Raw genomic sequence first — 23,356 nt, forward strand, 5'->3', positions numbered from 1 at the left:
GGGTATTTCGCGCAAGAAGAAACGGGCGCGTGATGGAAGGGTTAAAACAACGATTGATTGCTCAGGCGCGGGCCGAAGGGTTTGACGCGTGTCGCATATGCAGACCGTGGGATGTGCCGGAGGTTCCTGAACGGCTGGCGGCTTTTCTGGCGGCAGGATATCACGGCCAGATGGCGTGGTTGGCGGAACGCAGTGGATGGCGTGGTGATCCGGCGGCGCTTTGGCCTGATGCCCGGTCCGTGATCATGCTGGCTGAAAGCTACACGCCTGAAACAGATCCGTTGGCAGCGCTGGAGCGAAAAACCGCCGGAACAGTCTCTGTTTATGCGCAGAACAAGGACTACCACGATCTGGTCAAGAAGCGGCTAAAACGACTGGCGCGCTGGTTGATCGACGCAGGCGGTGGCGAGGTCAAGGTTTTCGTTGATACGGCACCCGTGCCCGAGAAACCCTTGGGTCAAGCGGCAGGTCTGGGATGGCAAGGCAAGCATACCAATCTGGTCAGCCGCCAATTGGGAAGCTGGTTCTTCATCGGGTCAGTCTTCACCACGCTGGACTTGCCCGTGGACGCCCCCGAGGTTGATCATTGTGGATCTTGCCGGAATTGTCTTGATATCTGTCCGACCAAGGCATTTCCGGCACCTTACCAACTGGATGCGCGGCGCTGCATTTCCTATCTTACGATCGAACACAAAGGCCCGGTTGATCCCGAATTGCGGCCCTTGATGGGAAACCGGATCTATGGCTGTGACGATTGCCTGGCCGTTTGCCCGTGGAACAAGTTCGCCGTTGCGGCGCGCCACATAGGATATCACGCCCGACCGGATCTTATCTCGCCACCGCTGGCCGATCTGGTCAAATTGGATGATGCGGGCTTCCGTGCTTTTTTCGCCGGGTCGCCGATCAAGCGTATCGGTAGAGACCGCTTTGTCCGCAATGTGCTCTACGCTATCGGCAACTCCGGCGATCCGGGGCTCATAGCCGCAGCACAGCCCCTGAGCGACGATCCGGCGGAAGAGGTCGCCGATGCCGCGCGGTGGGCGGTGATGCGACTGAAAGGTGCCGCAAACAGGATGGCATAGGCGACCCGGCGGGCTACACCCTCACCAGAACATGCAAAGGAGAAACCCATGGCGCTGCTACTGGGGGTGGATACGGGCGGAACCTTTACGGACGCCGTGTTGATTCACAATGAGACCGAGGTGATCGCAAGTGCCAAGGCATTGACCACACGAACAGATCTGGCGATCGGGATCGGTTCGGCCGTCCGTGCCGTGCTGACGCAGGCCGCCGTGTCGCCGGGCAAGGTCGCTATGGCCTCGCTGTCGACGACGCTGGCAACAAATGCGTTGGTCGAGGGGCAGGGCGGGCGCGTTGGGTTGGTCTATATCGGCTTCGATGCGCGCGATCTTGAGACGCATGGCTTGTCGAATGCGTTGCGAGGAGATCCGGTTCTGGTCCTGCAAGGGGGTCACAGTCACGCCGGGGGTGAGGTGGTTCCGCTAGATACTGCCACGCTTGAGGCTTGGTTAGAGACTGTTTCAGGCATCTCGGGCTTTGCGGTCGCGGCACAGTTTGCCACGCGCAATCCGGCGCACGAGAATCGGGCGGCCGAGATCATTGGCTGTATGACAGGACGGCCTGTCAGTTGCTCCCATCATTTGTCGGCGCGACTGAACGGACCGAAACGTGCCCTGACCGCCGTTCTGAACGCGCGGCTGATCGGTATGACGCATCGCCTGATCGGGCGGGCGGAAGACGTGCTGAAGGAGGTTGGGATCAATGCCCCGTTGATGGTCGTGCGTGGAGACGGCGCGCTGATGTCAGCGGCCCAAGCCAAGGCACGGCCTATCGAGACCATCCTGAGCGGACCTGCCGCGAGTATTGTTGGTGCCCGTTGGTTGACCGGTGCCGACGAGGCGCTGGTTTCCGACATCGGAGGGACAACGACCGATATCGCCGTTCTGCGCCATGGAAAGCCCGCGATTGATCCCAATGGCGCGCAGGTCGGGCCCTACAGAACGATGGTCGAAGCTGTGGCGATGCGCACCCACGGATTGGGGGGTGACAGCGAAGTGCATTTCATCGCCGACGGGTTGGAGGGCGGTGTGACCCTCGGACCACGCAGGCTTTTGCCGGTGAGCCTGATTGCTTTGGACGCGCCGGATGCGGTGCACGATGCGCTGGACGCACAATTGCGCACGGCTGTTCCCGGTGAGCATGACGGGCGGTTTGTGAAGGCAGTGGCCGGCGTTGATGCAGGCGGGTTGTCTGACCGCGACATGGTTTTACTGGAAAGGATCGGCGCAGCGGTGCAGCCTTTGGCGGCGGTTCTGAAGACACGCATTGAGGGGCAGGGCTTGCAACGTCTTGTTGGGCGGGGGTTGGTCCAGGTGGCAGGGGTAACCCCGTCAGACGCAAGCCATGTTCTGGGGGGCCTGACAGCATGGGATCGCGACGCAGCCGAAAAGGCATTGCTTTTGCTCGGGCGCAGGCGAACCGGCGCGGGCGAGGTTCTGGCGCGCGATGCAATGACGCTGGCCCGCATGATTGTGGACAGGCTGACCGAACAGACGGTTCTGGCTCTATTAGAGTCTGCTTTTGCAGAGGAAGGCAGCACATTTGACGCCAACCCATCCGATCTTGCGCGCCATCCCTTGATGCAAAGGGCGCTGTCCGGGCATCGCGGGCTGATTGCGCTGCAGGCCGGATTGGCCGTCGACGTGATCGGATTGGGGGCGTCGGCTGCCAGCTACTATCCCGCGGTTGGATTGCGCCTGAATACGCGGATGATCCTGCCTGAACACGCAGGAGTCGCCAACGCGATCGGGGCGGTGGTCGGGCAGGTGACATTCCGCAAAAGCGGCATTGTTTCGGCACCATCCGAGGGAAAATACAGGGTTCATCTTGAAACCGGACCCGAGGATTTCCCGGACCCGGAAAAGGCCATGTCCCGGCTAGAGGCAGTGCTGAGGACCGAAGCAGCGACAGAAGCGCGCCGCGCAGGGGCGGGTGAGATCCTTGTGACATGTGACCGCGAGATCAGGCGCGCGCAGGTCGAAGCGCGAGATGTGTTCATTGAAGCCGTCCTGACAGTCGAGGCAAGCGGTCGGCCGCGCGTGGCCGTTGATCCGGCATGAGGCGTGCTGCAAGGGTGAAAGCAGGATGAGGGCCGGACAGCGGCGTGTTATGCTGGGCTGACTGTGGATGAAGGAGAAGGCAATGCGCGCTGCAGACAGATTTGACGCGGACATGGCAGAGCGACTGGACGGGCTGCGGGACGAAGGGCTTTACAAGATCGAGCGTGTCATTGCCTCGCCTCAGTCCGGCGAGGTGGTTCTGGAAGGTGACGGGCAGGCCATCAACCTGTGTGCCAATAACTATCTGGGGCTGGCCGATCATCCTGACCTTATCCAAGCCGGGCGCGCGGCACTGGAGCGCTATGGTTACGGCATGGCCTCGGTCCGGTTCATCTGTGGCACGCAGGAAGAGCACAAGGCACTGGAGGCACGGATTGCGGCCTATCTGGGAATGGAGGATTCCATCCTCTATTCCAGCTGTTTCGATGCCAATACAGGCTTGTTCGAGACGCTTCTGGGGCCGGAGGACGCGATCATCTCGGACGCGCTGAACCATGCCAGCATCATCGACGGTGTACGTCTGTGCAAAGCGCAGCGCCTGCGTTACGCCAATTCGGACATGGCCGATCTTGAGGCGCAGTTGCAGGCGGCATCCGGTGCGCGGCATCGTTTGATTGCCACCGACGGGATATTTTCGATGGATGGCTACATGGCCAAGCTGGAGCAGATCTGCGATCTGGCTGACCGCTACGACGCCATGGTCATGGTCGATGACAGTCATGCCGTGGGTTTTGTCGGCCCGACCGGGCGCGGCACGGCCGAGGCTTGTGGTGTGATGGACCGGGTGGACATCATTACAGGCACCCTTGGCAAGGCGCTGGGGGGTGCCTCGGGCGGATATACGGCGGCGTCTGCGCCGGTGGTGGACTGGCTCCGGCAAAGGTCGCGCCCCTATCTTTTCTCGAACACGTTGGCCCCGGTAATTGCGGCCACCAGTCTCAAGGTGTTCGATATGCTGGAGTCAGGCGACGCTCTGCGCGCGACCCTTTGGGAAAATGCCGCCTATTTCCGGGCGCGCATGGGCGCGCTGGGGTTCGAGTTGCTGCCGGGGGAACATGCGATCATTCCCGTGATGCTGCGCGATCCAAAACTGGCGCGCGACATGGCGGCGCGCTTGCATGAAAAAGGCGTGTTCGTGACGGCTTTCTCGTTCCCGGTGGTGCCGCGTGGACAGGACCGCATCCGCACTCAGATGTCGGCAGCCCTGAGCCGTGACATGCTGGACCGGGCGATCGACGCCTTCTATGTGGTCGGCCGTGACATGGGGGTAATCTGATGAGCAACCAGATGAAAGCGCTGGTGAAATCCAGCGCCGAACCCGGCCTTTGGATGGAACGGGTCCCGGTGCCGGAACCGGGGCCGTCGGATGTGTTGATCAGGGTCAGGAAATCCGCCATTTGCGGCACGGACGTGCATATCTGGAAGTGGGATGACTGGGCCCAGGCCACGATTCCCGTGCCCATGGTTGTCGGGCATGAATTCGTGGGCGAGATCGTCGAAACCGGGGCGGCCGCTACGAAATACACCGTGGGCATGCGTGTGTCGGGCGAGGGGCATATCGTGTGTGGTGTCTGTCGCAACTGCCGCGCCGGACGCGGACATCTGTGCCGCAATACGAAAGGCGTCGGGGTCAATCGGCCCGGCAGTTTTGCCGAATACCTGTGTATTCCCGAGGCCAATGTCGTGCCTATTCCGCCTGAGATCCCCGATGAGATTGCAGCGATCTTCGATCCGTTCGGCAACGCCGTTCATACGGCTCTAAGCTTCGATCTGGTGGGCGAGGACGTACTGGTCACCGGGGCTGGTCCCATCGGGATCATGGGCGCGCTGGTGGCGCAGCGTGCGGGGGCGCAGCGCGTGGTCATCACGGATATCAACCCCTACCGTCTGGATCTGGCCCGGCGCCTGGGTGTGCAGCATGTGGTCAAGGCGGACGAGGAAGGTTTGGACGCGGTCATGGCCCGGATCGGGATGACCGAAGGGTTCGACGTCGGGCTGGAGATGTCAGGCGCGCCGCCAGCCATGCGGGACATGATCCACTACATGAACAACGGCGGCAAAGTCGCGCTTTTGGGGATTGCACCACAGGGCTTTGCAGTGGACTGGAACGAGGTGATCTTCAAGATGCTCCATATCAAGGGCATCTACGGGCGCGAGATGTTCGAGACATGGTACAAGATGATCGCTCTGGTTCGCGGTGGGCTGGACCTTTCGGGTTTGATCACCCACCGGATCGGAATCGACGACTATGAGGCGGGTTTCAAGGCCATGATTTCGGGCGATGCAGGCAAAGTGGTCATGGACTGGTAGCGGAGCAGAGGTTTCGCTGACGGTGATTTGAGTATTTTCAGAACGGTGAATGCTTGCACGCGCCTTGAAAGCGTGGCCGGAAGGTGCAGGTTGAGCGCAGACAACGCAAGGACGGAGGCTATCATGCCGAAATATGAGAGAAACCCCGATGTGGTGGCCAATCTGACGCCCGAGCAATTCTGGGTGACGCAGGAAAGCGGCACCGAGCGGCCCGGTTCAGGCAAGCTTCTGCGGAACAAGGAGCCGGGGATCTATGTGGATATCGTTTCGGGCGAGCCGCTGTTTGCCTCGTCGGACAAGTATGACAGCGGCTGCGGCTGGCCGAGTTTCACCAAGCCCATCGAGCCCGCGCATGTGCGGGAACTGACCGATACAACGCATGGGATGGTGCGTGTCGAAGTGCGCAGCGCCCACGGGGACAGCCATCTGGGGCATGTTTTCCCAGATGGGCCGCGAGACAAGGGTGGGCTAAGGTATTGCATCAATTCGGCCTCTCTGCGCTTTGTGCATCGTGATGACATGGAGTCCGAGGGTTACGGCGATTATCTGGATCAGGTGGAGGATATCCGATGACTGAAGAACGTGCTGTTCTGGCAGGTGGCTGCTTCTGGGGAATGCAGGACCTGATCCGCAAGCTGCCCGGCGTGATCCGCACGCGGGTCGGCTATACCGGGGGAGATGTGCCCCACGCCACTTATCGGAACCACGGCACCCATGCCGAGGGGATCGAGATCATTTTCGACCCAGAGCGGATCACCTATCGTCGCATTCTGGAGTTCTTCTTCCAGATCCATGACCCCACCACCATGAATCGTCAGGGCAATGACATCGGCCTGTCCTACCGGTCTGCCATCTACTATGCAGATGAAGCTCAGCGGGACGAGGCACTGAACACTATCGCGGATGTCGAAGCGTCCGGGATATGGCCGGGGAAGGTCGTGACGGAAGTCGAACCCGTCGGAGAATTCTGGGAGGCCGAACCGGAGCATCAGGATTATCTTGAGAAGCGCCCCAATGGCTATACCTGCCATTTCCCGCGACCACATTGGGTGTTGCCCAGGCGTGCGTGACGACCAACCGATGATCCCGCAGAAACCGGCCCGGACACGCGGCCTTGTGCATCTGATCGCCGCGACGGGCTATTCCATGGCGGGTCTGCGGCGCCTGTGGCAAGAGGCGTCTTTTCGACAAGAGATTGCGGGAGGTCTGGCGGCGTTGGTGGTGCTTTTGATCAGCGGCGCACCGGGCCAAAGCGTTGTGATCTATCTGATGATGCTTCTGGCGCTTCTGACGGTCGAGGCGCTGAACACGGCGATCGAGGTGATCGTGGATCACCTGTCGCCCGAGTGGTCTGAATTCGGCAAGCAGGCAAAGGATGTGGGATCAGCGGCTGTGTTCCTGATGATCCTGATCAATGTGATCTGGTTTATTGTGACGATGTACGGCCTCTGGGTCGTGCGGGGTTAACGCCATACCCATAAGTGCGAAAGAAAAAAGGGCGCCCGGAGGGGCGCCCTTTTCCGATGTGATCCCGAAGGATCAGATCGATTAGAAACGATAGTTCGCACGGATCTGGAAGGTCGTGGCTTCAATGTCAGTGCCAGTGCCTTTGAAATCATCGAACTCGTGGTAAAGCACTTCGCCGCCCAGCGAGATCGTGTCCGTCACCATGTGCTCGTAGCCGGCACCGACGAAGTAACCGGTGTCATAGCCCAGACCATCAACGTCTGCACCGGCGCCACCTGCGGTTGCGTAGAGCAGACCGTTACCCAGATCGTAGCCACCGCGCACTTTCAGCCGGTACACACGCTCAAGCGTCGCAGCGCCTACTGACAAGTCAGCAATGTCGGCGTCGAGGCCGGCACCCAGCACGAAATTACCGAAGTCCCAGTCATAACCGGCTGTGAAGCCGCCAATGACGTCATCGCCGCTGGTCGAAGCACCGGTAGCGTCGGAGGCTTCAACATCAGCATAACCCAGCTGAAGACCAGCGTAGCCACCAGTCCAGTCGCGGCCCATGGTCATTGCGACGGGTGCGGGTGCTTCGATCATCGGCTCCATGGCTGCGGGCGCAGCCGAACCGGCGAATGCGGGAGCTGCGAGTGCGGAGACGCTCAGAGCTGCCAGAAGTGTATGTGTAAGTTTCATAGTCCCATCCTTTCGTTACGGGGTCGTTACTGCAAAATGCGAAAAGCCATCACAACAACGATCCCGGCAGAAATGCTCTTGAACCGCCTATATCGCAAGAGTTGAGCATTAGATTTCGGAACAACAAAACGTGAGGAAAATTGGCAAAAAATAGCCTATTTGATTGAGTTTTTCCGCCGATCCTGTTTTCCATCCTGGGTTGACTTGGTTTGATCGAGTGCTTTCACCCGCGTTGCGTGGTGACCATTGACCTTTACACCTACACCCGTCAGCATCACGATGCGGTCGCAGGGAAGCGGGAATTATGCAGCCATTACGGGGGATTATCCTCAAACTCTGTTCGGTCATTCTGTTCATCACAATGGCATCCCTGATCAAGGCAACGGCGGATCATGTGCCACCGGGTCAGGCCGTTTTCTTCCGGTCTTTTTTTGCCATGCCTGTCATACTCGCGTGGCTCTGGATGCGAGGAGACCTGCGGACAGGGCTCAAAGTGACGTCACCACTGGGACATTTTTGGCGCGGTTTTGTAGGAACTGCTGCGATGGGTCTTGGATTCGCGGGATTGGGCCTTTTGCCCCTGCCGGAAGTTACGGCGATCGGTTATGCGGCGCCGCTGTTAGTCGTTGTTTTTGCTGCGATGTTTTTGAATGAAGAAGTGCGTGCCTTCCGGCTTTTTGCGGTCGCGCTGGGGATGGTGGGCGTGATGGTGGTGCTGGCGCCGCGTTTGACCCTGCTGTCGGGGCCGACGGTTGAGTCAGCGGCCGCTCTGGGAGCGATGCTGGTGCTGATGGGTGCAGTCTGTGCGGCGCTTGCACAGATCTATGTTCGCAAGTTGGTGCAGACCGAACAGACCTCGGCCATCGTTTTCTTTTTCTCGATGACGGCCACAGGGTTGTCATTGCTGACACTCCCCTTCGGATGGGTGATCCCCCTGCCGTTCGAGGCGGCATTACTCATCGTGGCAGGGCTACTCGGGGGGCTGGGGCAGATTTTCCTTACCTCCGCCTATCGCTTTGCCGATGCCAGCGTCGTGGCGCCCTTCGATTACGCCTCGATGCTATTCGCGATTCTGATCGGGTATTTCATCTTTGATGAAGTGCCGACGGTTCAGATGTTGATCGGTGCTGGTCTGGTCATACTGGCCGGCGTGATGATCATCTTGCGCGAACATGCGCTCGGCCTGAAGCGGGAAAAGGCGCGATCTGGCATGACCCCGCAAGGGTGACGCCGGTTTCACAGATCCCGCAAACCGGCCAAGGCATAACCCGCCGGCAGCAGCGCCCTGCGGAACCTGCCCAAGGGAAATCGGGGGGCATCGGCGCGCATAACTGCAGGATGGGGGAGCCTTGTCGGCTTGTCCTGCGCAAGATCGGCCAGCAGTGCGCCTGTATAGCTGCCCATCGCTACGCCGTTTCCATGAAAGGCAAAGCCGGCAAAGGCACCGGGCATCCCGGAGATTGGCCCGCAATAGGGCACGCGGTTCGCGCTGAAGCAGACCATCCCGCTCCAGCCATGTGGTGTCTCGACATGGCGCCATGCCGGGAACATCGCATCGAAATGCGCGCGTGCGCGGGCGGTGATACCCGCTTCTGCACGCGCAGACGCCAAAAGACCGCCACGCATCCCGAACAGAAAGCGATTGTCGGGCATCAGGCGAAAATAATGCAACAGGTTTCGCGTATCGTAGGCCATCTGCCGGCTGTTCCAGCCCGCTGCGTCAAGTTCGGTCTGCGTCAATGGGCGCGTCACCAGAACATTTGATTGCGCGGGCATATAGCGCGCAGCCATCCAGGGCGGCAGATCATCTGATGAATAGCCATTCGTCGCAAGAATCAGACGCTTTGCACGGATCGTGGCCTTGCCCGTTCGAACCTCGATCCCGTTGCCCATCTGGGTGATTGCGGCGACCGGGCTGTACCCGTGGATACGCGCGCCAAGACTGCGGGCCGCCTGAACCAGCCCCGCGATATACTTGCGCGGGTTCAGGGCGAAACCGACGGGGATGGTCAGCCCCCCCAAGAACGGCCCAGACATACCCAGATCGTCCAGTTGGGTCGGAGTGTGCCATGTGGCATCCACCCCGTATTCACGCCTGACCCGCGAGATATCGTCTTGAAGGCCGCGGGCGTTGCGCGAGTTATGGGCCAGAATCGTCTCGCCCTGCGAATGAGTATCGGCGTCGATGCCGTGCTCCTCCAACAATCCTGCAACTAACGCCACGGCGTCCTGCTCTGCACGCCGCCAGCCCATAAGCGCCTCTTGCCCGAACCGGCGAGCGATATCTGCACTGCTGGCTTTCGCCCCGCCGAGGCAGCAGAATCCCCCGTTTCGTCCAGAAGCGCCCCATCCCGGGTGCATGGCGTCCAGAACAATGGTATCAACACCGTCCCGCGCCAGATGCAGGGCGGACGACAGGCCGGTGAAACCCGCGCCGATGACGACCACATCCGCCGTGTGATCCCCTGTGACCGGCGGAAAACCGTCTGCGTCATCAGGCACTGTTCCTGCCCAAAAACAGCCTGCAACCGGGGCGTTGCTATAGGCGAAGGCCGGAAAGATACGGGTCATGTTGCGCGCGCTGCGGCCTGTTCATCGCGTTGTTGGGCAAGGCTGCTGCGTTTCGAGATGATCGAGGCCGTGACCACACCTACCGTCACGATGGCGATCATGATCGTGGACAGGGCGTTGATCTCGGGCGACACACCCATCCTGACGGCCGAGAAAATGCGGATTGGCAATGTTGTCGCGGATGGTCCGGCGGTGAATGAGGCGATCACCAGATCGTCCAGCGACAGGGTGAAGGCCAGTAACCACCCTGAAATCACCGCAGGCGCGATGATCGGCAGCGTCACGAGACGGAACGCATCGAAAGGAGAACAGCCCAGATCAAGCGCCGCTTCCTCCAGCGATTTGTCGAAACTGACCAGCCGCGACGATACGACGACCGAGACGAAGCACATCGAAAAGGTCGTATGCGCCAGCACGACGGTGAAGATACCCCTATCCAGCCCGATCCCGATGAAAAGCAACAGCAGCGACAGACCGGTAATCACCTCGGGCATCACCAAGGGGGCGTAGATCATTCCGGAAAACAATGTCCGTCCCATAAAACGGCCGCCGCGCACCAGAACATAGGCGCCCATCGTGCCAAGGATCGTGGCAATGGTGGATGACGCCACGGCGACCTGAATCGTGACCCATGCCGCATCAAGGAAGGACTGGTTCTGCAACAGCGAGCCGTACCATTGTGTCGAAAAACCAGCCCAGACCGTCACCAGACGTGACTCGTTGAAGCTGTAGATGATCAGGATCAGCATCGGCAGGTAAAGGAATGCAAAACCGACCGTAAGGGACGTCGCATTGAACCAGGAAAATCGTCTCATTGGTCCAACTCCCGCTGCTTCTGCTCGTTGCGCTGGAACAGCACGATCGGCACCACAAGGATCAGCAGCAGGATCACCGCCACAGCGGACGCAACCGGCCAGTCGCGGTTCGAGAAGAACTCTTCCCACAGCACCTTGCCAATCATCAGCGTGTCGGACCCGCCCAGCAGCGAGGGGATTACGAACTCGCCAAGCGCCGGGATGAACACCAGAAAGCAACCTGCGACGATCCCTGCTTTGGACAGTGGAACTGTCACCAGCCAGAAAGCGGACAGCCGCGAACATCCAAGATCCTCGGCCGCTTCCAGAAGCGAGCCATCCATTTTCTCAAGCGCCGAATAGATGGGCAGGATCATGAAGGGCAAATAGGTGTAAACGATCCCGATATAGACGGCCGTGTTCGTGTTCAGGATGGTCAGCGGGGTCGAAATGATCCCCGTCCACAACAGGAACTGGTTCAGGAAGCCTTCGTTCGACAGGATGCCGATCCAGGAATAGACTCGGATCAGAAAACTGGTCCAGAATGGCAGGATCACCAGCAGCAGCAAGGTGGCACGCCATTCATCGGGGGCCTGCGCCATCGCATAGGCGATGGGATACCCCACAAGAAGCGTCAAAACCGTCGAGATCAGCGCGATCTGGAGCGATGAGACATAAGCCCGCCAATAAAGCGGGTCCTGCGTCAGAAAGGTGAAATTCTCGAAATCAAGCTGCCACAGGAAGGCTTTGATCCCGGACCATCCTTCGGTCAGGTCCAGCTGCGGTGTATAGGGCGGAATCGACAGCGCAATATCCGAGAGAGAGATCTTCAGCACGATCAGGAATGGCACAAGAAACAGGGCCATCAGCCAAAGATAGGGAACCGCGATGAGGATGAAGCGACGCATCCCTAGCGCTCCAACACGACGGCGGCTGTATCTGTCCAGGACAGCCAGACGCGGTCTTCCCAGGTAAAGGTCCTACGCGAAAGGCGGCGCGTGTTGGCTGCCTGCGCCTTGATCATCTGACCGTTGACCAGTTTGACGTGATAGGTCGAGATGTTGCCAAGATAGGCAATGTCGATGATCTGGCCTTCGATCGCATTGGCGGAGTCATCGGGTCGTTCGGCTGAGATCGCAACCTTTTCGGGCCGGATTGCCAGATGGCAGCGTTGACCATCTGCAAAACTGTTCTGCGTCTTGGCGACGAACGGGTCCTGCCCTTCGGCCCATGTGATGCGATAGCCATCGCCATCACGCGTGGCGATACCATCGATGATGTTCACGTCTCCGATGAAATCCGCGACATAGACCGAATTCGGAGCTTCGTAGATCTGCGCGGGAGTTGCGACCTGAATGATCCGCCCCTCGTCCATCACTGCGACCCGACTGGAGACCGTCATGGCCTCTTCCTGATCATGGGTCACGATCACGAAGGTCGTGCCGGTCTTCTCCTGAATGTCCATCAACTCGAACTGCGTATCTTGCCGCAGTTTCTTGTCCAAGGCCCCCAGCGGTTCATCCAGCAGCAACAGTTTCGGTGCTTTCGCAAGACTGCGCGCCAACGCCACGCGCTGCCGCTGTCCACCGGAAATCTGATGGGGCTTGCGCTTGGCGAATTTGACCAGCCGCGTGAGGCGCAGCATCTCGTCGACGCGGGCCTCGATCTCGGCCTTGGGCTTGCCTTCTCGCTTCAAGCCGAAAGCAATATTCTCCCACACGCTCAGATGCGGAAAGAGGGCGTAAGACTGGAACATCATGTTCACCGCCCGTTTGTTTGGCGGCACATGCGCCATGTCCTGACCCGCAATCAGGATCTGACCCTCGGTCACGTTCTCGAACCCGGCCAGCATCCGCATCAGGGTTGTCTTGCCACAGCCTGACGGACCAAGAAGCGAAAAGAACTCGCGCTCGTAGATATCCTGCGTCAGATTCTCGATCGCCGTGAAATCGCCAAACCGTTTGGTCACGTTCTTGAACTGGATGAGAGGCTTTGCCTGCGGATCATCCCACGGGGCGAAAACGGTTTGTGCCATGTCGGTCCCTGTCATTCATTATTGAAAGGCCCGCGCGGCTTTCGCGCGGGCCGATGTCTCCGGGTCTCAGGTGCCCGATTTGATTTTGGTCCACAAGCGGGTCACAGTCCGCTGTACGCCTGCATCCCAGGGTGTGGTGGTGAACAGGTTGTTCAACGCCTCTTCCGACGGATAGATCGCCGGATCACCGATCACGTCCTCGTTCAGGAACTCCTGCGATGCCTTGTTGCCATTGGCATAATAGACATAGTTCGAGGCGGCTGCCATGTTCTGCGCATCCATGATGAAGTTCAGGAAAGCATGTGCCCCTTCCACGTTCGGCGCATCGACAGGAATTGCCATCTGGTCGAACCACATCTGCGCACCTTCCTTGGCGGCGTTGTAGGCAATCTCGACACCATTCTCGGCTTCGGCAGCGCGGTCACGCGCTTGCAGGATGTCACCCGACCAGCCCAGAGCGACGCAGATGTCGCCATTCGCCAGCGCATTGATATATTCCGAGCTGTGGAACTTCTGAATATACGGCCGGATCGCCATAAAGACCTCTTCGGTCTTGGCAATCACCTCGGGGTCATGGCTGTTGGGATCTTCACCCAGATACTTGAGCGCAGCCGGGATCATCTCGGCCGGGGCGTCCAGCATCATGATGCCGCAAGCGGCCAGTTTCTCGGCATTGGCAGGATCGAACACCAGCGCAAGGCTGTCGATCGGTGCATCCTCACCAAGGATCTCCGTCACCTTGCCGACGTTCACCCCGATACCTGTGGTACCCCACATGTAGTTGATCGAATAAGCGTTGTCCGGATCATACTGCGCAGTGCGCGTCGACACGACATCCCACATGTTTTCGATGTTGGGCAGTTTCGACTTGTCGAGTTTCTGGAAAGCACCTGCTTCGATCTGGCGTTGCAGGAAGGTGCCGCTTGGCACCACCACGTCGTAACCCGACCCGCCAGCCAGCAGCTTTGTCTCAAGCACTTCGTTGCTGTCGAACACGTCGTAGATCAGCTTCATGCCGGTGTCTGCTTCGAACTTGGCAAGCAGTTCCTCGTCGATATAGTCCGACCAGTTGTACACGCGCACTTCCTGTGCCGCGGCAGCGCCTGCCATGAGCGCGAGTGTTGCGGTCATGGTCACCAGGTGTTGTCTCATCAGGATACTCCCTTTGGTAAATTGTGGATCTTCCGTCCCCATTCCGGAATTTGATCAAGTTTTCTGCCGCAAGGCAATATGGCAATGTTTTCACGATGCCGCTAAACTCGCAAGCAGGTGTCTTGGTAGAACGCAGGGAAAAGCGGCAAAATGGACGACGGTGCCCGAAAAATGACCACCCTAGTCGAGGCGGCGGCGAACCCTCCGGCGCACGAGGTGATCTATCGCAGATTGCGGGATCAGATCCTGTTCGGAGAGATCGCGCCCGGACAGGCTCTGACAATCCAGGGGCTGGCCGATCGCTTGAACGCAGGTATGACCCCCGTACGAGAGGCGATCCGGCGGCTGACGGCCGAAGGCGCCCTGGTCTTTCAGGGCAATCGCAGGGTCTGTGTGCCACAGCTGACGGCTGCGAACATTTCGGAAATTATTTATGCAAGACAATGGCTTGAATCGCATCTGGGCTTGCGGGCAACCGAGCGTGCGACCCCCGCGGATCTGGCCCGTCTGACAGCGATCGACACGGCGCTGGACCGCGCCATCGCCGCAGGTGACCTGCGTGCTTATCTTGAGAACAACTACCTGTTTCACGCCAAGCTCTACGATCTTGCCGATGCGCCGATCCTTGCGGAAATGGCCGAGCGGCTGTGGCTGCGCTTTGGCCCTTCGCTGCGTGTCGTGATTGGACGGGTGGGCACCCAGAACCTGCCGGACAAGCACAAGGATATGCTGAATTGCATGCGGACAGGTGATTCCGAAGGGGCCGCAAGGGCCATGCGGGAGGATATGCTTCAGGGGATGGAACAGATCCGCGAAATGCTGGACCTCGACACCTCTGCACACTGATTCGATTGACACTCAAGAATTTGATCATATTCTTGAGGACGAACGGGAGTCGCCTTTTGGTGACCCATTCCCGCACGCCATGAATCACCAGAACGAGGTCCGCCATGACTGTGATCACCAACCATATGCCGACACATGAATTGCAGGCGCTGGATGCCGCGCATCACATGCATCCTTTCTCGACGCAGGACGTTCTGGCCAAACGTGGCGCCCGTGTCATCACGCGGGCCGACGGTGTTTGGATCACCGATAGCGACGGAAACCGGATCATTGACGGCATGGCCGGTCTGTGGTGCGTGAATGTGGGCTATGGGCGTGACCGTCTGGCCGATGTGGCTGCGCGCCAGATGAAGGAATTGCCTTATTACAACACCTTCTTCATGACCACGCATGTGCCGGCCATCGCGCTGAGCCAGAAGTTGGCCGAAGTGGCACCCGGTGACCTGAACCATGTGTTTTACGCCGGATCAGGGTCTGAAGCGAACGATACCAACATCCGCATGGTGCGCACCTACTGGGCCCAGAAAGGCAAACCCGACAAGAAGGTGATCATCAGCCGCACGAACGCCTATCACGGCTCGACCATGGCCGGTGCATCCTTGGGTGGCATGTCGGGCATGCATGCGCAGGGTGGTTTGCCGATCCCTGATATCCATCACATTGACCAGCCAAACTGGTGGGCGGAAGGCGGTGACATGTCGCCCGAGGAATTCGGTCTGGAGCGCGCACGTCAGTTGGAACAGGCGATCCACGACCTGGGCGAGGACAAGGTGGCCGCCTTTATCGCCGAACCCGTGCAGGGCGCGGGCGGAGTGATCGTTGCCCCTGACACCTATTGGCCAGAAATCCAGCGGATCTGCGACAAGTACGAGATCTTGTTGATCGCCGACGAGGTGATCTGCGGCTTCGGACGTACCGGAAACTGGTTTGGCAGCCAGACGCTGAACATCCGCCCGCATATCATGACAATCGCCAAGGGATTGTCGTCCGGATACCAACCGATCGGCGGCTCGATTGTCTGTGACGAGGTCGCCTCGGTGATCGGCGCCTGCGAGTTCAATCATGGTTATACCTATTCCAGCCATCCGGTTGCCGCGGCCGTGGCGCTTGAAAACCTCAACATCATCGAGGAAGAGGGCATCATTGACCACGTCCGCACGAATATCGGGCCCTATATGAAAGAGCTCTGGACCGGTTTGACTGATCACCCGCTGGTGGGAGAAGCCAAGATCGTGGGGATGATGGGCTCTATCGCGTTGACGCCGCACAAGGAAAGCCGCGCCAAATTCGCGTCGGAACCTGGCACTGTGGGCTATATCGTGCGCGAGCGTTGCTTTGCCAACAACCTGGTGATGCGCCATGTCGGCGACCGGATGATCATCAGCCCGCCGCTGGTCATGACCCGCGACGAGGCCGATATTCTGATTGAACGCGCGCGCAAGTCGCTGGATGAGGCGCATCAGCAGCTGAAGGCCGAAGGGCTGATGGTTGCAGCCAGCTGAGCGTTCTCGACACTGTTCCAGCCTGATCACAAGATGACCGGGCCGGATCTGGATATTTGAAGCAAGAAGAAGCAGGGCGGTGTTAGTCCCGCAGCACATTCACCCGCGCAATGCACAGTGAGATATGTGTTCTTCGCACATCGGCGGCCGCCTGCCCGTCTCTTGCCTTCAGGGCTTGCAGGCTGTCGCGCAGTTCGGACACGAAGATCGCGGTTTCATCCGCCAGATCCAGACGTGCTGTCGCGGTCAGCCAGATCCGGGCTGTCCGGTAATAGAGCCGTTCCGACATCTCGCGTAGCGCCTCGTTGCGGGTCAATGATGTGCCGAAGTGGAAATACTCCATGTTCAGCCGGGCCAGTGACCGGGTGTCGGGACGGGTCAGCAATGCTTCGCCGCGTTTCAGAAAACCCGCTGCATCCGCGACGATCTGGTCGGTGATCGGTACAGGTGACAAGCGTCCGACAAGGCCCGCCAGTTCGCGACGCAGGTCGTAGGTGCGGGCCATCTCACCAGGATCCACATCGGTGACGATCGTTCCCACGCCATGCTGCGACACAACAAGCCCTTCGTCTTCCAGCTTGGCCAGAACGCGACGCAAGGGTGTACGTGAGGTTCCGAACTCTGCGGCCAGTGCCTCTTCGGAAAGACGGGAGCCCGGCGGGTAGTCCAAGAGGCAGATCCGCGTGCGCAGTGCGTCATGCAGGCGCAGAAAGCGGGTCCGGGCGTCGGACGGTTCAGACATGACGCGTCAGCCTTTCGCCAAGGCCATGCAGCATGGACAAGCACTGATCAAGCTGTGACAGGCTCACATATTCATCGGCCTTGTGGGCCTGCTCGATACTGCCGGGACCGCAAAGCACCGCTGACATACCCATTTGCTGGAGCAACCCGGCCTCGGTGCCGAAGGCCACCACATCTGCGCCATTCGCCCCGGTGAGTTCTGCGACAAGGCGGCGCGCGGCGTTATCCTCCATCGGTTCCAGCCCGCAGACTTCCCCTATGACATAGGTAGTGATGCCTGCATCGGGACAGACGGCCTGCATTTGCGGCAGCAGTACATCGTTGCAGTATTCCGCCAGCGTTTGCCGGACAAACTCGGCGTCACTGTCCTGCACCGGGCGCATTTCCCAGTCCAGTTCGGCCCGGCTGGCAATCACGTTATGGGCGACTCCACCGGACAGACGGCCGATGTTGATCGTGGTCCATGGCGGCTCGAACAGGCTGCCCACGGGCGTACGATGGCGAAGCTGGTGGCGCAGATCCATCAATCTCGCCACATAGGCGACAGCATATTCCACCGCGTTGACGCCACGGTCGGGGTTCGAGCCGTGGCCCTCCAGCCCGCGAAATTCGACTGTATACTCGCAGCATCCCTTGTGCCCTTCGATGATGCGCATATCCGTGGGTTCGCCCACGATGGCCATAGACGGACGGATACCACGGGCCTGAAGTGCTGGAACAAGGGACCGCGCACCCAGACAACCGACCTCTTCGTCATAGGTGAAGGCGAAATGAATGGGCCGCTTGAGATTGCGCGCAGCATAGTCGGGGGCCATTGCCAGTGTGGCGGCAATGAACCCCTTCATATCGCAGGCACCGCGCCCGAAAAGCTTGCCGTCCCGCTCGACCATGCGGAAGGGATCGCTGCTCCAGTCCTGATCCGCAACCGGGACCACGTCGGAATGGCCCGACAAGACGATACCCCCCTCACGCTCCGGTCCAATGGTGGCGAACAGATTGGCCTTGGTTCCGCTATCGTCGTGAAACAGATCCACGCGCGCTCCGACATCTGCCAGTCTGTTGGCCATGTGGTCGATCATGGCAAGGTTGCTGTCGGATGACACTGTCGGAAAACCGATCAGATCCGCCAGTATGGCCTGCGTTCGAGACAGATCTGTCATGACTTCACGAAGATCCGGCGGGGGCGATTGCAAAAGGTTTCCGCCGGACCGTCATTGGTGATCAGGATGGATTCCGTGATCTCGATTCCCCATGTGTCCATCCAGAGGCCGGGCATGAAGTGAAAGGTCATGCCAGGTTGCAGCATGGTCTGATCTTCGGAGCGAAGGCTGATCGTGCGCTCGCCCCAGTCTGGCGGATAGCTGATCCCGATGGGATAACCACAGCGGGCACCGCGCTGGATTCCTGCAGCCTCGAGAGGGCGGGCCAGGGCGTCGGCGATGTCGCAGGCGCGGTTTCCAGCGCGGGCGGCCTGCAAGCCGGCTTCAAGCCCTTCGATCAGGGCGGCTTCGGCGCGCTTCACCTCATCCGGTGGGGTGCCCAGATAGACCGTCCGGCAGAAGGGTGTGTGATAACGCCGATAGACACCCGCCAATTCAAAGAAGGTGCACTGATCATGCTCGAACTCGCCCCCATTCCATGTGATATGCGGGGCCGAAGCATCGGCACCTGACGGGCACATCGGCACGATGGCGGGGTAGTCGCCCCAGTCTTCGCCCACGCCGATGATCGCCTCGCGCATCACTTCGGCCACCAGATCGTTCTTGCGCACACCGGGTCTCGCACGTTCAATGGCAGTATCGACCATCTTCTCGGCAATCCGCGCGGCGCGGCGCATGAACGCGATTTCCTCATGTGACTTGATCGCCCGCTGCCAGTTCACCAACACCGTGGCATCGACCAGCGTGGCGCGCGGCAGTTCCGTCATCATCGTGACATAGGCCTTGGCCGAGAAATAGTAGTTCTCCATTTCAACGCCGATACAGGCGGCCTCAAACCCCATTTCGCAAAGAAGCGCTGAAAGATGCTGCATCGGGTGCCGCTCGTTCGATTGCACATAGGTGTCATCATAAGGGCGCAGGTGATCATGCGGCAGCCATGCGGTGCGTTTGGCGCCGTTCGCGTCCATGTTCCGCCCCCACCAGACCGGGTCGCGGTCATGGGTCACGATCACGCCCTGATGCACATAGAAGGACCAGCCGTCATAGCCAGTCAGCCATGCCATGTTTGACGGGTCCTCGACGAACAACACGTCGATGCCGCGTTCCGCCATGGCAGTGCGTGTCAGTTCGAGGCGCCGGTCATACTCGGCCTTGGTGAAGGGCAGGTCTGCAAAGGGAATCGGAGGAACGGACATAGACGGCTTCCTTGCTGGCGTTTGGCTGAGTTCAGCAAAATTGTGCACATCTCTTCCGTTCCAAAAGCGAATTCCCTTGTCGCTTTTAGGAATTAAGCTGAATTTTTAGCGGTATATGGTTGACGCTAGTCACGGCCGCATCAAGGTTGTGCACAACATAAAGATTCACATCACCGCCGAAGGAGGGTGCCGATGCTGACCAATGACCAACTGGCCCAGTGGGACCGCGACAATTTTTTCCATCCCTCGACCCATCTGGCAGAGTTTGCGCGCGGCAACGCGCCCCAGCGGATCATCACGACGGCCAAGGATTGCCACATTACGGACCGCGATGGCACCCGTCTGCTGGATGCCTTCGCCGGACTCTACTGTGTGAACGTCGGCTATGGCCGTCAGGAAATTGCCGAGGCGATTGCCGATCAAGCGCGCGAGCTGGCCTATTACCATGCCTATGTCGGCCATGGCACCGAGGCGAGCATCACCCTGTCCAAGATGATCCTGGACCGTGCACCCAAGGGCATGTCCAAGGTGTATTTCGGCCTGTCAGGCTCTGATGCCAATGAGACCAACGTCAAGCTGGTCTGGTACTACAACAACATTCTGGGCCGGCCTGAGAAGAAAAAGATCATCAGCCGCTGGCGTGGTTACCATGGTTCAGGCCTTGTGACAGGCTCTTTGACCGGGCTTGAGCTGTTTCACAAGAAATTCGACCTGCCGCTGGCACAAGTGATCCATACCGAGGCGCCTTACTACTTCCGTCGCCCCGACAGCGACATGACCGAGGCGCAGTTCACGGCCCATCTGGTGGCCGAGCTTGAAGCGCTGATCGAACGCGAAGGGGCCGATACGATTGCTGCCTTCATCGGTGAGCCGGTACTGGGGACCGGAGGGATCGTTCCGCCGCCCGAAGGCTATTGGCCTGCCATTCAGGAGGTTCTTCGCAAGCATGATATCCTGCTGATTGCCGATGAGGTGGTGACAGGTTTCGGCCGTCTTGGGTCGATGTTCGGGTCCGATCACTATGGCATCACGCCTGATCTGATCACGATCGCCAAGGGTCTGACCTCGGCCTATGCGCCGCTGTCGGGGTCGATCGTCGGTGATCGCATGTGGAAAGTGCTTGAACAGGGCACCGACGAGAACGGGCCCATCGGCCATGGCTGGACCTATTCCGCGCATCCTGTGGGCGCTGCGGCCGGTGTGGCCAACCTCAAGTTGCTGGACGAATTGAACCTGATCCAGAACGCAGGCCATGTCGGGGCATATCTGAACACGCAGATGCGCGCGGCGTTGGCCGAACATCCGCATGTCGGCGAGGTGCGGGGCGAAGGGATGCTTTGTGCGGTCGAGTTCGTTCAGGACCGCGACAAGCGCCAGTTCTTTGATGCCTCCGAAAAGGTCGGACCTCGTGTAGCGGCGGCGCTGCTTGGACATGGGGTCATCGGTCGCGCCATGCCGCAGGGCGATATTCTGGGATTCGCACCGCCCTTCTGCCTGACTCATGCCGAGGCCGATGAGGTGGTTGAAAAAACGGCAAAGTCCATTTCTGAGGCATTAGATTGACAGGGGTGTCGGGAATTTGTCCTGCAAGTGCGGCCACTTAAAGTCATTTCGCCCGCAAAACCCTGTAATGGCCATTTAAGGCAGCAAAAGGGTTGCAACCCGCAGGACGTCGGGTTTTAGTCTTGGGTCAATACGCGGCGCAGATCGTGTGACACAACAAACGGGGAGCCGACCTTGGCCGGATCAAGTGCGAACGATGCGTTCGTGGCTTTTGAGCGTGTGCAAAAAAGCTATGATGGTGAAACACTGGTCGTCAAAGACCTGAACCTGACCATGCCCAAGGGCGAGTTCCTGACGATGTTGGGACCATCTGGATCAGGCAAGACGACTTGCCTGATGATGCTGGCCGGCTTCGAGACCGCCACACATGGCGAAATCCTTCTGGACGGCAAGCCGATCAACAACATCCCGCCTCACAAGCGTGGGATCGGTATGGTGTTTCAGAACTATGCGCTGTTTCCGCATATGACGGTGGCGGAAAACCTGTCTTTCCCGTTGGAAGTCCGCAAGTTCGGCAAATCCGAGCGTGAGGAAAAGGTGAAACGCGCGCTTGAGATGGTGCAGATGGGGGCCTTTGGTGGTCGTCGTCCGGCACAGCTTTCCGGTGGACAACAGCAGCGGATCGCCTTGGCACGGGCTTTGGTGTTCGAGCCCGAGCTAGTCTTGATGGACGAACCCCTTGGCGCGCTGGACAAACAACTGCGCGAGACCTTGCAGTTCGAGATTACACGGCTGGCGCATAACCTTGGGATTACCACGGTCTATGTCACACATGACCAGACCGAGGCGCTGACCATGTCGGACCGTGTCGCGGTGTTCGACGATGGCCGCATTCAGCAGCTTGCCCCACCAGATGTGCTTTATGAGCAGCCCCAGAACAGTTTCGTTGCGCAGTTCATCGGCGAGAACAACACGATGGAAGGCGTGGTGCAGGAGATCAAGGGAGACACCTGCATCGTCAGGCTGGACGGTGGCGAGGTGATTGACGCGAAGCCCGTCAATGTCAGCAAGGTCGGTGAGCGCACACGCGTTTCGATCCGTCCTGAGAGGGTCGAATTCAACAAGAGCCGTCTGCAGCCCGGGGCTCATACCCTCAAGGCCGAAGTGCTCGAGTTCATCTACATGGGCGATATCTTCCGCACACGGTTGCGGGTCGCTGGAAATGAGGAATTCGTCGTCAAGACGAGAAACGCACCGGATCAGGTGCGCTTGAAGCCGGGTCAGCAGATCGAGATCGGCTGGCTTCCGGAAGATTGCCGCGCGCTCGACGCTTGAGCGCTGGAAAGGCGTCCTCGCTCAGCCCGTGGGTGAAGACGCGCGTAACAACGGGTGCAACAAGGAGTGAGATATGAAACTCAAGACAACTCTCATGGCTACAGGGGCGACTCTGATCGCCGCCGCAGCCTTCGCGCAGAGCAACATGGCCGACAGCATGACTGTCGTGTCCTGGGGCGGTGCCTACCAGAATAGCCAGGTCAAGGCCTATATCGAACCATATGTCGCGAATAACCCCGGTCTGAATGTCATCACGGACGAAAGCTCTGCAGAAGCTGTGACCAAGTTGCGGGCAATGTCCGAGGCAGGCAACATCACCTGGGATATCGTCGACGTGACCGCCGCGGATGGCCTGCGTCTGTGCGACGAAGGTCTTGCGATGGAGATCGACCCCGACACGATGCTGGCCGCAGCCCCCGACGGCACTCCCGCCTCCGAGGATTTCGGCAATACACTGGTAGGCGACTGCTTCATCCCGCAGATCGTTTTCTCGACCACTTTCGGCTATCGCACCGATCTGGTGTCCGAGGCTCCGACCACAGTGTGCGATGTGTTCGACACAGAGAAATTCCCCGGAAAGCGCTCGCTGGAGAAGCGCCCGATCGGCAACATGGAATGGGCGCTGATCTGCGACGGTGTTCCGATCGAGGAAGTGTATGACACCCTTGAAACCCAAGAAGGCGTTGATCGCGCTTTGGCCAAGCTGGGCACGATCAAGGATGATGTGATCTGGTGGTCGGCGGGTGCAGAAACCCCGCAGCTTCTGGCGGATGGCGAAGTTGTCATGGGCTCGACCTATAACGGTTCTCTGATTGCGGCTATGTCAAGTGGGCTAGCGATCTGTCCGTTCGGGGTCATGGTTCTCTCCGAGGTCACGCATTGCGCCTCATGATGGTTTTCGGTGGTGGATCGTCTCCAATGTC

At 59.4% G+C, this 23,356-nt stretch carries 22 protein-coding genes; 13 read left to right on the forward strand and 9 right to left on the reverse strand.

Going from position 1 to position 23,356, the window contains the following annotated elements:
• Positions 1 to 32 precede the first annotated feature (32 nt).
• The 7 genes from queG to PVW27_RS11190 all read left to right on the forward strand — a co-directional run bounded on the left by queG (position 33) and on the right by PVW27_RS11190 (position 6,917).
• Positions 33 to 1,082 carry a tRNA epoxyqueuosine(34) reductase QueG gene (queG, locus tag PVW27_RS11160; protein WP_274557704.1) on the forward strand — a complete coding sequence of 350 codons (1,050 nt, stop codon included), beginning with the start codon at positions 33 to 35 and terminating at the stop codon, positions 1,080 to 1,082.
• A gap of 48 nt (positions 1,083 to 1,130) precedes the next feature.
• The gene (locus PVW27_RS11165) at positions 1,131 to 3,140 is read left to right on the forward strand and encodes a hydantoinase/oxoprolinase family protein (protein ID WP_274557706.1); all 2,010 of its coding nucleotides are present in this window, start codon (positions 1,131 to 1,133) and stop codon (positions 3,138 to 3,140) included.
• Positions 3,141 to 3,222: 82 nt separating this feature from the next.
• The gene (locus tag PVW27_RS11170) at positions 3,223 to 4,416 is read left to right on the forward strand and encodes a glycine C-acetyltransferase (protein ID WP_274557708.1); all 1,194 of its coding nucleotides are present in this window, start codon (positions 3,223 to 3,225) and stop codon (positions 4,414 to 4,416) included.
• A complete protein-coding gene (gene tdh, locus PVW27_RS11175; protein ID WP_432762053.1) occupies positions 4,416 to 5,450 on the forward strand; it encodes an L-threonine 3-dehydrogenase in 1,035 nt (344 codons plus the stop codon). The genes PVW27_RS11170 and tdh overlap by 1 nt, the downstream gene beginning before the upstream one ends.
• 123 nt (positions 5,451 to 5,573) lie before the next feature.
• Positions 5,574 to 6,023, forward strand: coding sequence for a peptide-methionine (R)-S-oxide reductase MsrB (gene msrB, locus PVW27_RS11180; protein ID WP_274557710.1), 450 nt, complete (start codon positions 5,574 to 5,576; stop codon positions 6,021 to 6,023).
• Entirely contained in the window at positions 6,020 to 6,520 is a 501-nt protein-coding gene (gene msrA, locus PVW27_RS11185; RefSeq protein WP_274557712.1) for a peptide-methionine (S)-S-oxide reductase MsrA, read from the forward strand. The genes msrB and msrA overlap by 4 nt, the downstream gene beginning before the upstream one ends.
• Positions 6,521 to 6,530: 10 nt before the next feature.
• Complete coding sequence (locus PVW27_RS11190) at positions 6,531 to 6,917, forward strand: diacylglycerol kinase (RefSeq protein ID WP_274557713.1); 387 nt, start codon at positions 6,531 to 6,533, stop codon at positions 6,915 to 6,917.
• An 81-nt stretch (positions 6,918 to 6,998) separates the two neighbouring features.
• Here the strand turns inward: PVW27_RS11190 and PVW27_RS11195 are convergent, their stop codons facing one another.
• Positions 6,999 to 7,598, reverse strand: a complete 600-nt coding sequence (locus PVW27_RS11195; protein ID WP_274557715.1) for an outer membrane protein — start codon at positions 7,596 to 7,598, stop codon at positions 6,999 to 7,001.
• Between the two features lie 304 nt (positions 7,599 to 7,902).
• Between PVW27_RS11195 and PVW27_RS11200 the strand changes: the two genes are divergently transcribed.
• Positions 7,903 to 8,826, forward strand: coding sequence for a DMT family transporter (locus PVW27_RS11200; RefSeq protein ID WP_274557716.1), 924 nt, complete (start codon positions 7,903 to 7,905; stop codon positions 8,824 to 8,826).
• A gap of 8 nt (positions 8,827 to 8,834) precedes the next feature.
• Here PVW27_RS11200 and PVW27_RS11205 read toward each other — a convergent pair whose 3' ends face one another.
• The 5 genes from PVW27_RS11205 to PVW27_RS11225 all read right to left on the reverse strand — a co-directional run bounded on the left by PVW27_RS11205 (position 8,835) and on the right by PVW27_RS11225 (position 14,150).
• On the reverse strand, positions 8,835 to 10,100 hold the full coding sequence (locus PVW27_RS11205) for an NAD(P)/FAD-dependent oxidoreductase (RefSeq protein WP_338019951.1): 1,266 nt from the start codon (positions 10,098 to 10,100) through the stop codon (positions 8,835 to 8,837).
• Between the two features lie 65 nt (positions 10,101 to 10,165).
• Positions 10,166 to 10,984 carry an ABC transporter permease gene (locus PVW27_RS11210; RefSeq protein WP_274557719.1) on the reverse strand — a complete coding sequence of 273 codons (819 nt, stop codon included), beginning with the start codon at positions 10,982 to 10,984 and terminating at the stop codon, positions 10,166 to 10,168.
• The gene (locus tag PVW27_RS11215; RefSeq protein WP_274557721.1) at positions 10,981 to 11,871 is read right to left on the reverse strand and encodes an ABC transporter permease subunit; all 891 of its coding nucleotides are present in this window, start codon (positions 11,869 to 11,871) and stop codon (positions 10,981 to 10,983) included. The genes PVW27_RS11210 and PVW27_RS11215 overlap by 4 nt, the downstream gene beginning before the upstream one ends.
• Before the next feature lie 2 nt (positions 11,872 to 11,873).
• Entirely contained in the window at positions 11,874 to 12,998 is a 1,125-nt protein-coding gene (locus PVW27_RS11220; RefSeq protein WP_274557723.1) for an ABC transporter ATP-binding protein, read from the reverse strand.
• A 66-nt stretch (positions 12,999 to 13,064) separates the two neighbouring features.
• Positions 13,065 to 14,150: a polyamine ABC transporter substrate-binding protein gene (locus PVW27_RS11225; protein WP_274557725.1), complete on the reverse strand. Its 1,086-nt coding sequence runs from the start codon at positions 14,148 to 14,150 to the stop codon at positions 13,065 to 13,067.
• Between the two features lie 171 nt (positions 14,151 to 14,321).
• Here PVW27_RS11225 and PVW27_RS11230 point away from each other — a divergent pair, with 171 nt between their 5' ends.
• Positions 14,322 to 14,996 (forward strand): GntR family transcriptional regulator, encoded by a 675-nt coding sequence (locus tag PVW27_RS11230; RefSeq protein WP_274557726.1) that lies wholly within the window; start codon positions 14,322 to 14,324, stop codon positions 14,994 to 14,996.
• Positions 14,997 to 15,100: 104 nt separating this feature from the next.
• Positions 15,101 to 16,498: an aspartate aminotransferase family protein gene (locus tag PVW27_RS11235; protein ID WP_274557728.1), complete on the forward strand. Its 1,398-nt coding sequence runs from the start codon at positions 15,101 to 15,103 to the stop codon at positions 16,496 to 16,498.
• A gap of 82 nt (positions 16,499 to 16,580) precedes the next feature.
• On the opposite strand, the gene PVW27_RS11240 is transcribed toward PVW27_RS11235, so the two are convergent.
• Genes PVW27_RS11240 through PVW27_RS11250 form a run of 3 tightly spaced genes read right to left on the reverse strand, consistent with a single transcriptional unit; the run spans position 16,581 to position 19,595 of the window.
• On the reverse strand, positions 16,581 to 17,240 hold the full coding sequence (locus tag PVW27_RS11240; RefSeq protein ID WP_274557730.1) for a GntR family transcriptional regulator: 660 nt from the start codon (positions 17,238 to 17,240) through the stop codon (positions 16,581 to 16,583).
• A complete protein-coding gene (argE, locus tag PVW27_RS11245; RefSeq protein WP_274557732.1) occupies positions 17,233 to 18,399 on the reverse strand; it encodes an acetylornithine deacetylase in 1,167 nt (388 codons plus the stop codon). Before argE ends, PVW27_RS11240 begins: the two co-directional genes overlap by 8 nt.
• Entirely contained in the window at positions 18,396 to 19,595 is a 1,200-nt protein-coding gene (locus tag PVW27_RS11250; protein WP_274557734.1) for a M24 family metallopeptidase, read from the reverse strand. The genes argE and PVW27_RS11250 overlap by 4 nt, the downstream gene beginning before the upstream one ends.
• Before the next feature lie 192 nt (positions 19,596 to 19,787).
• On the opposite strand from PVW27_RS11250, the gene PVW27_RS11255 reads away from it, so the two are divergent.
• The 3 genes from PVW27_RS11255 (at position 19,788) to PVW27_RS11265 (ending at position 23,325) form a co-directional block, all read left to right on the forward strand.
• The gene (locus PVW27_RS11255) at positions 19,788 to 21,158 is read left to right on the forward strand and encodes an aspartate aminotransferase family protein (RefSeq protein WP_274557736.1); all 1,371 of its coding nucleotides are present in this window, start codon (positions 19,788 to 19,790) and stop codon (positions 21,156 to 21,158) included.
• 174 nt (positions 21,159 to 21,332) lie between these two features.
• Positions 21,333 to 22,433, forward strand: coding sequence for an ABC transporter ATP-binding protein (locus PVW27_RS11260; RefSeq protein ID WP_274557738.1), 1,101 nt, complete (start codon positions 21,333 to 21,335; stop codon positions 22,431 to 22,433).
• A gap of 73 nt (positions 22,434 to 22,506) precedes the next feature.
• Positions 22,507 to 23,325: an extracellular solute-binding protein gene (locus PVW27_RS11265; RefSeq protein WP_274557740.1), complete on the forward strand. Its 819-nt coding sequence runs from the start codon at positions 22,507 to 22,509 to the stop codon at positions 23,323 to 23,325.
• The last annotated feature ends 31 nt before the right edge of the window (positions 23,326 to 23,356 follow it).

Source organism: Seohaeicola sp. 4SK31 (genome assembly GCF_028802875.1).
GTDB lineage: Bacteria > Pseudomonadota > Alphaproteobacteria > Rhodobacterales > Rhodobacteraceae > Seohaeicola.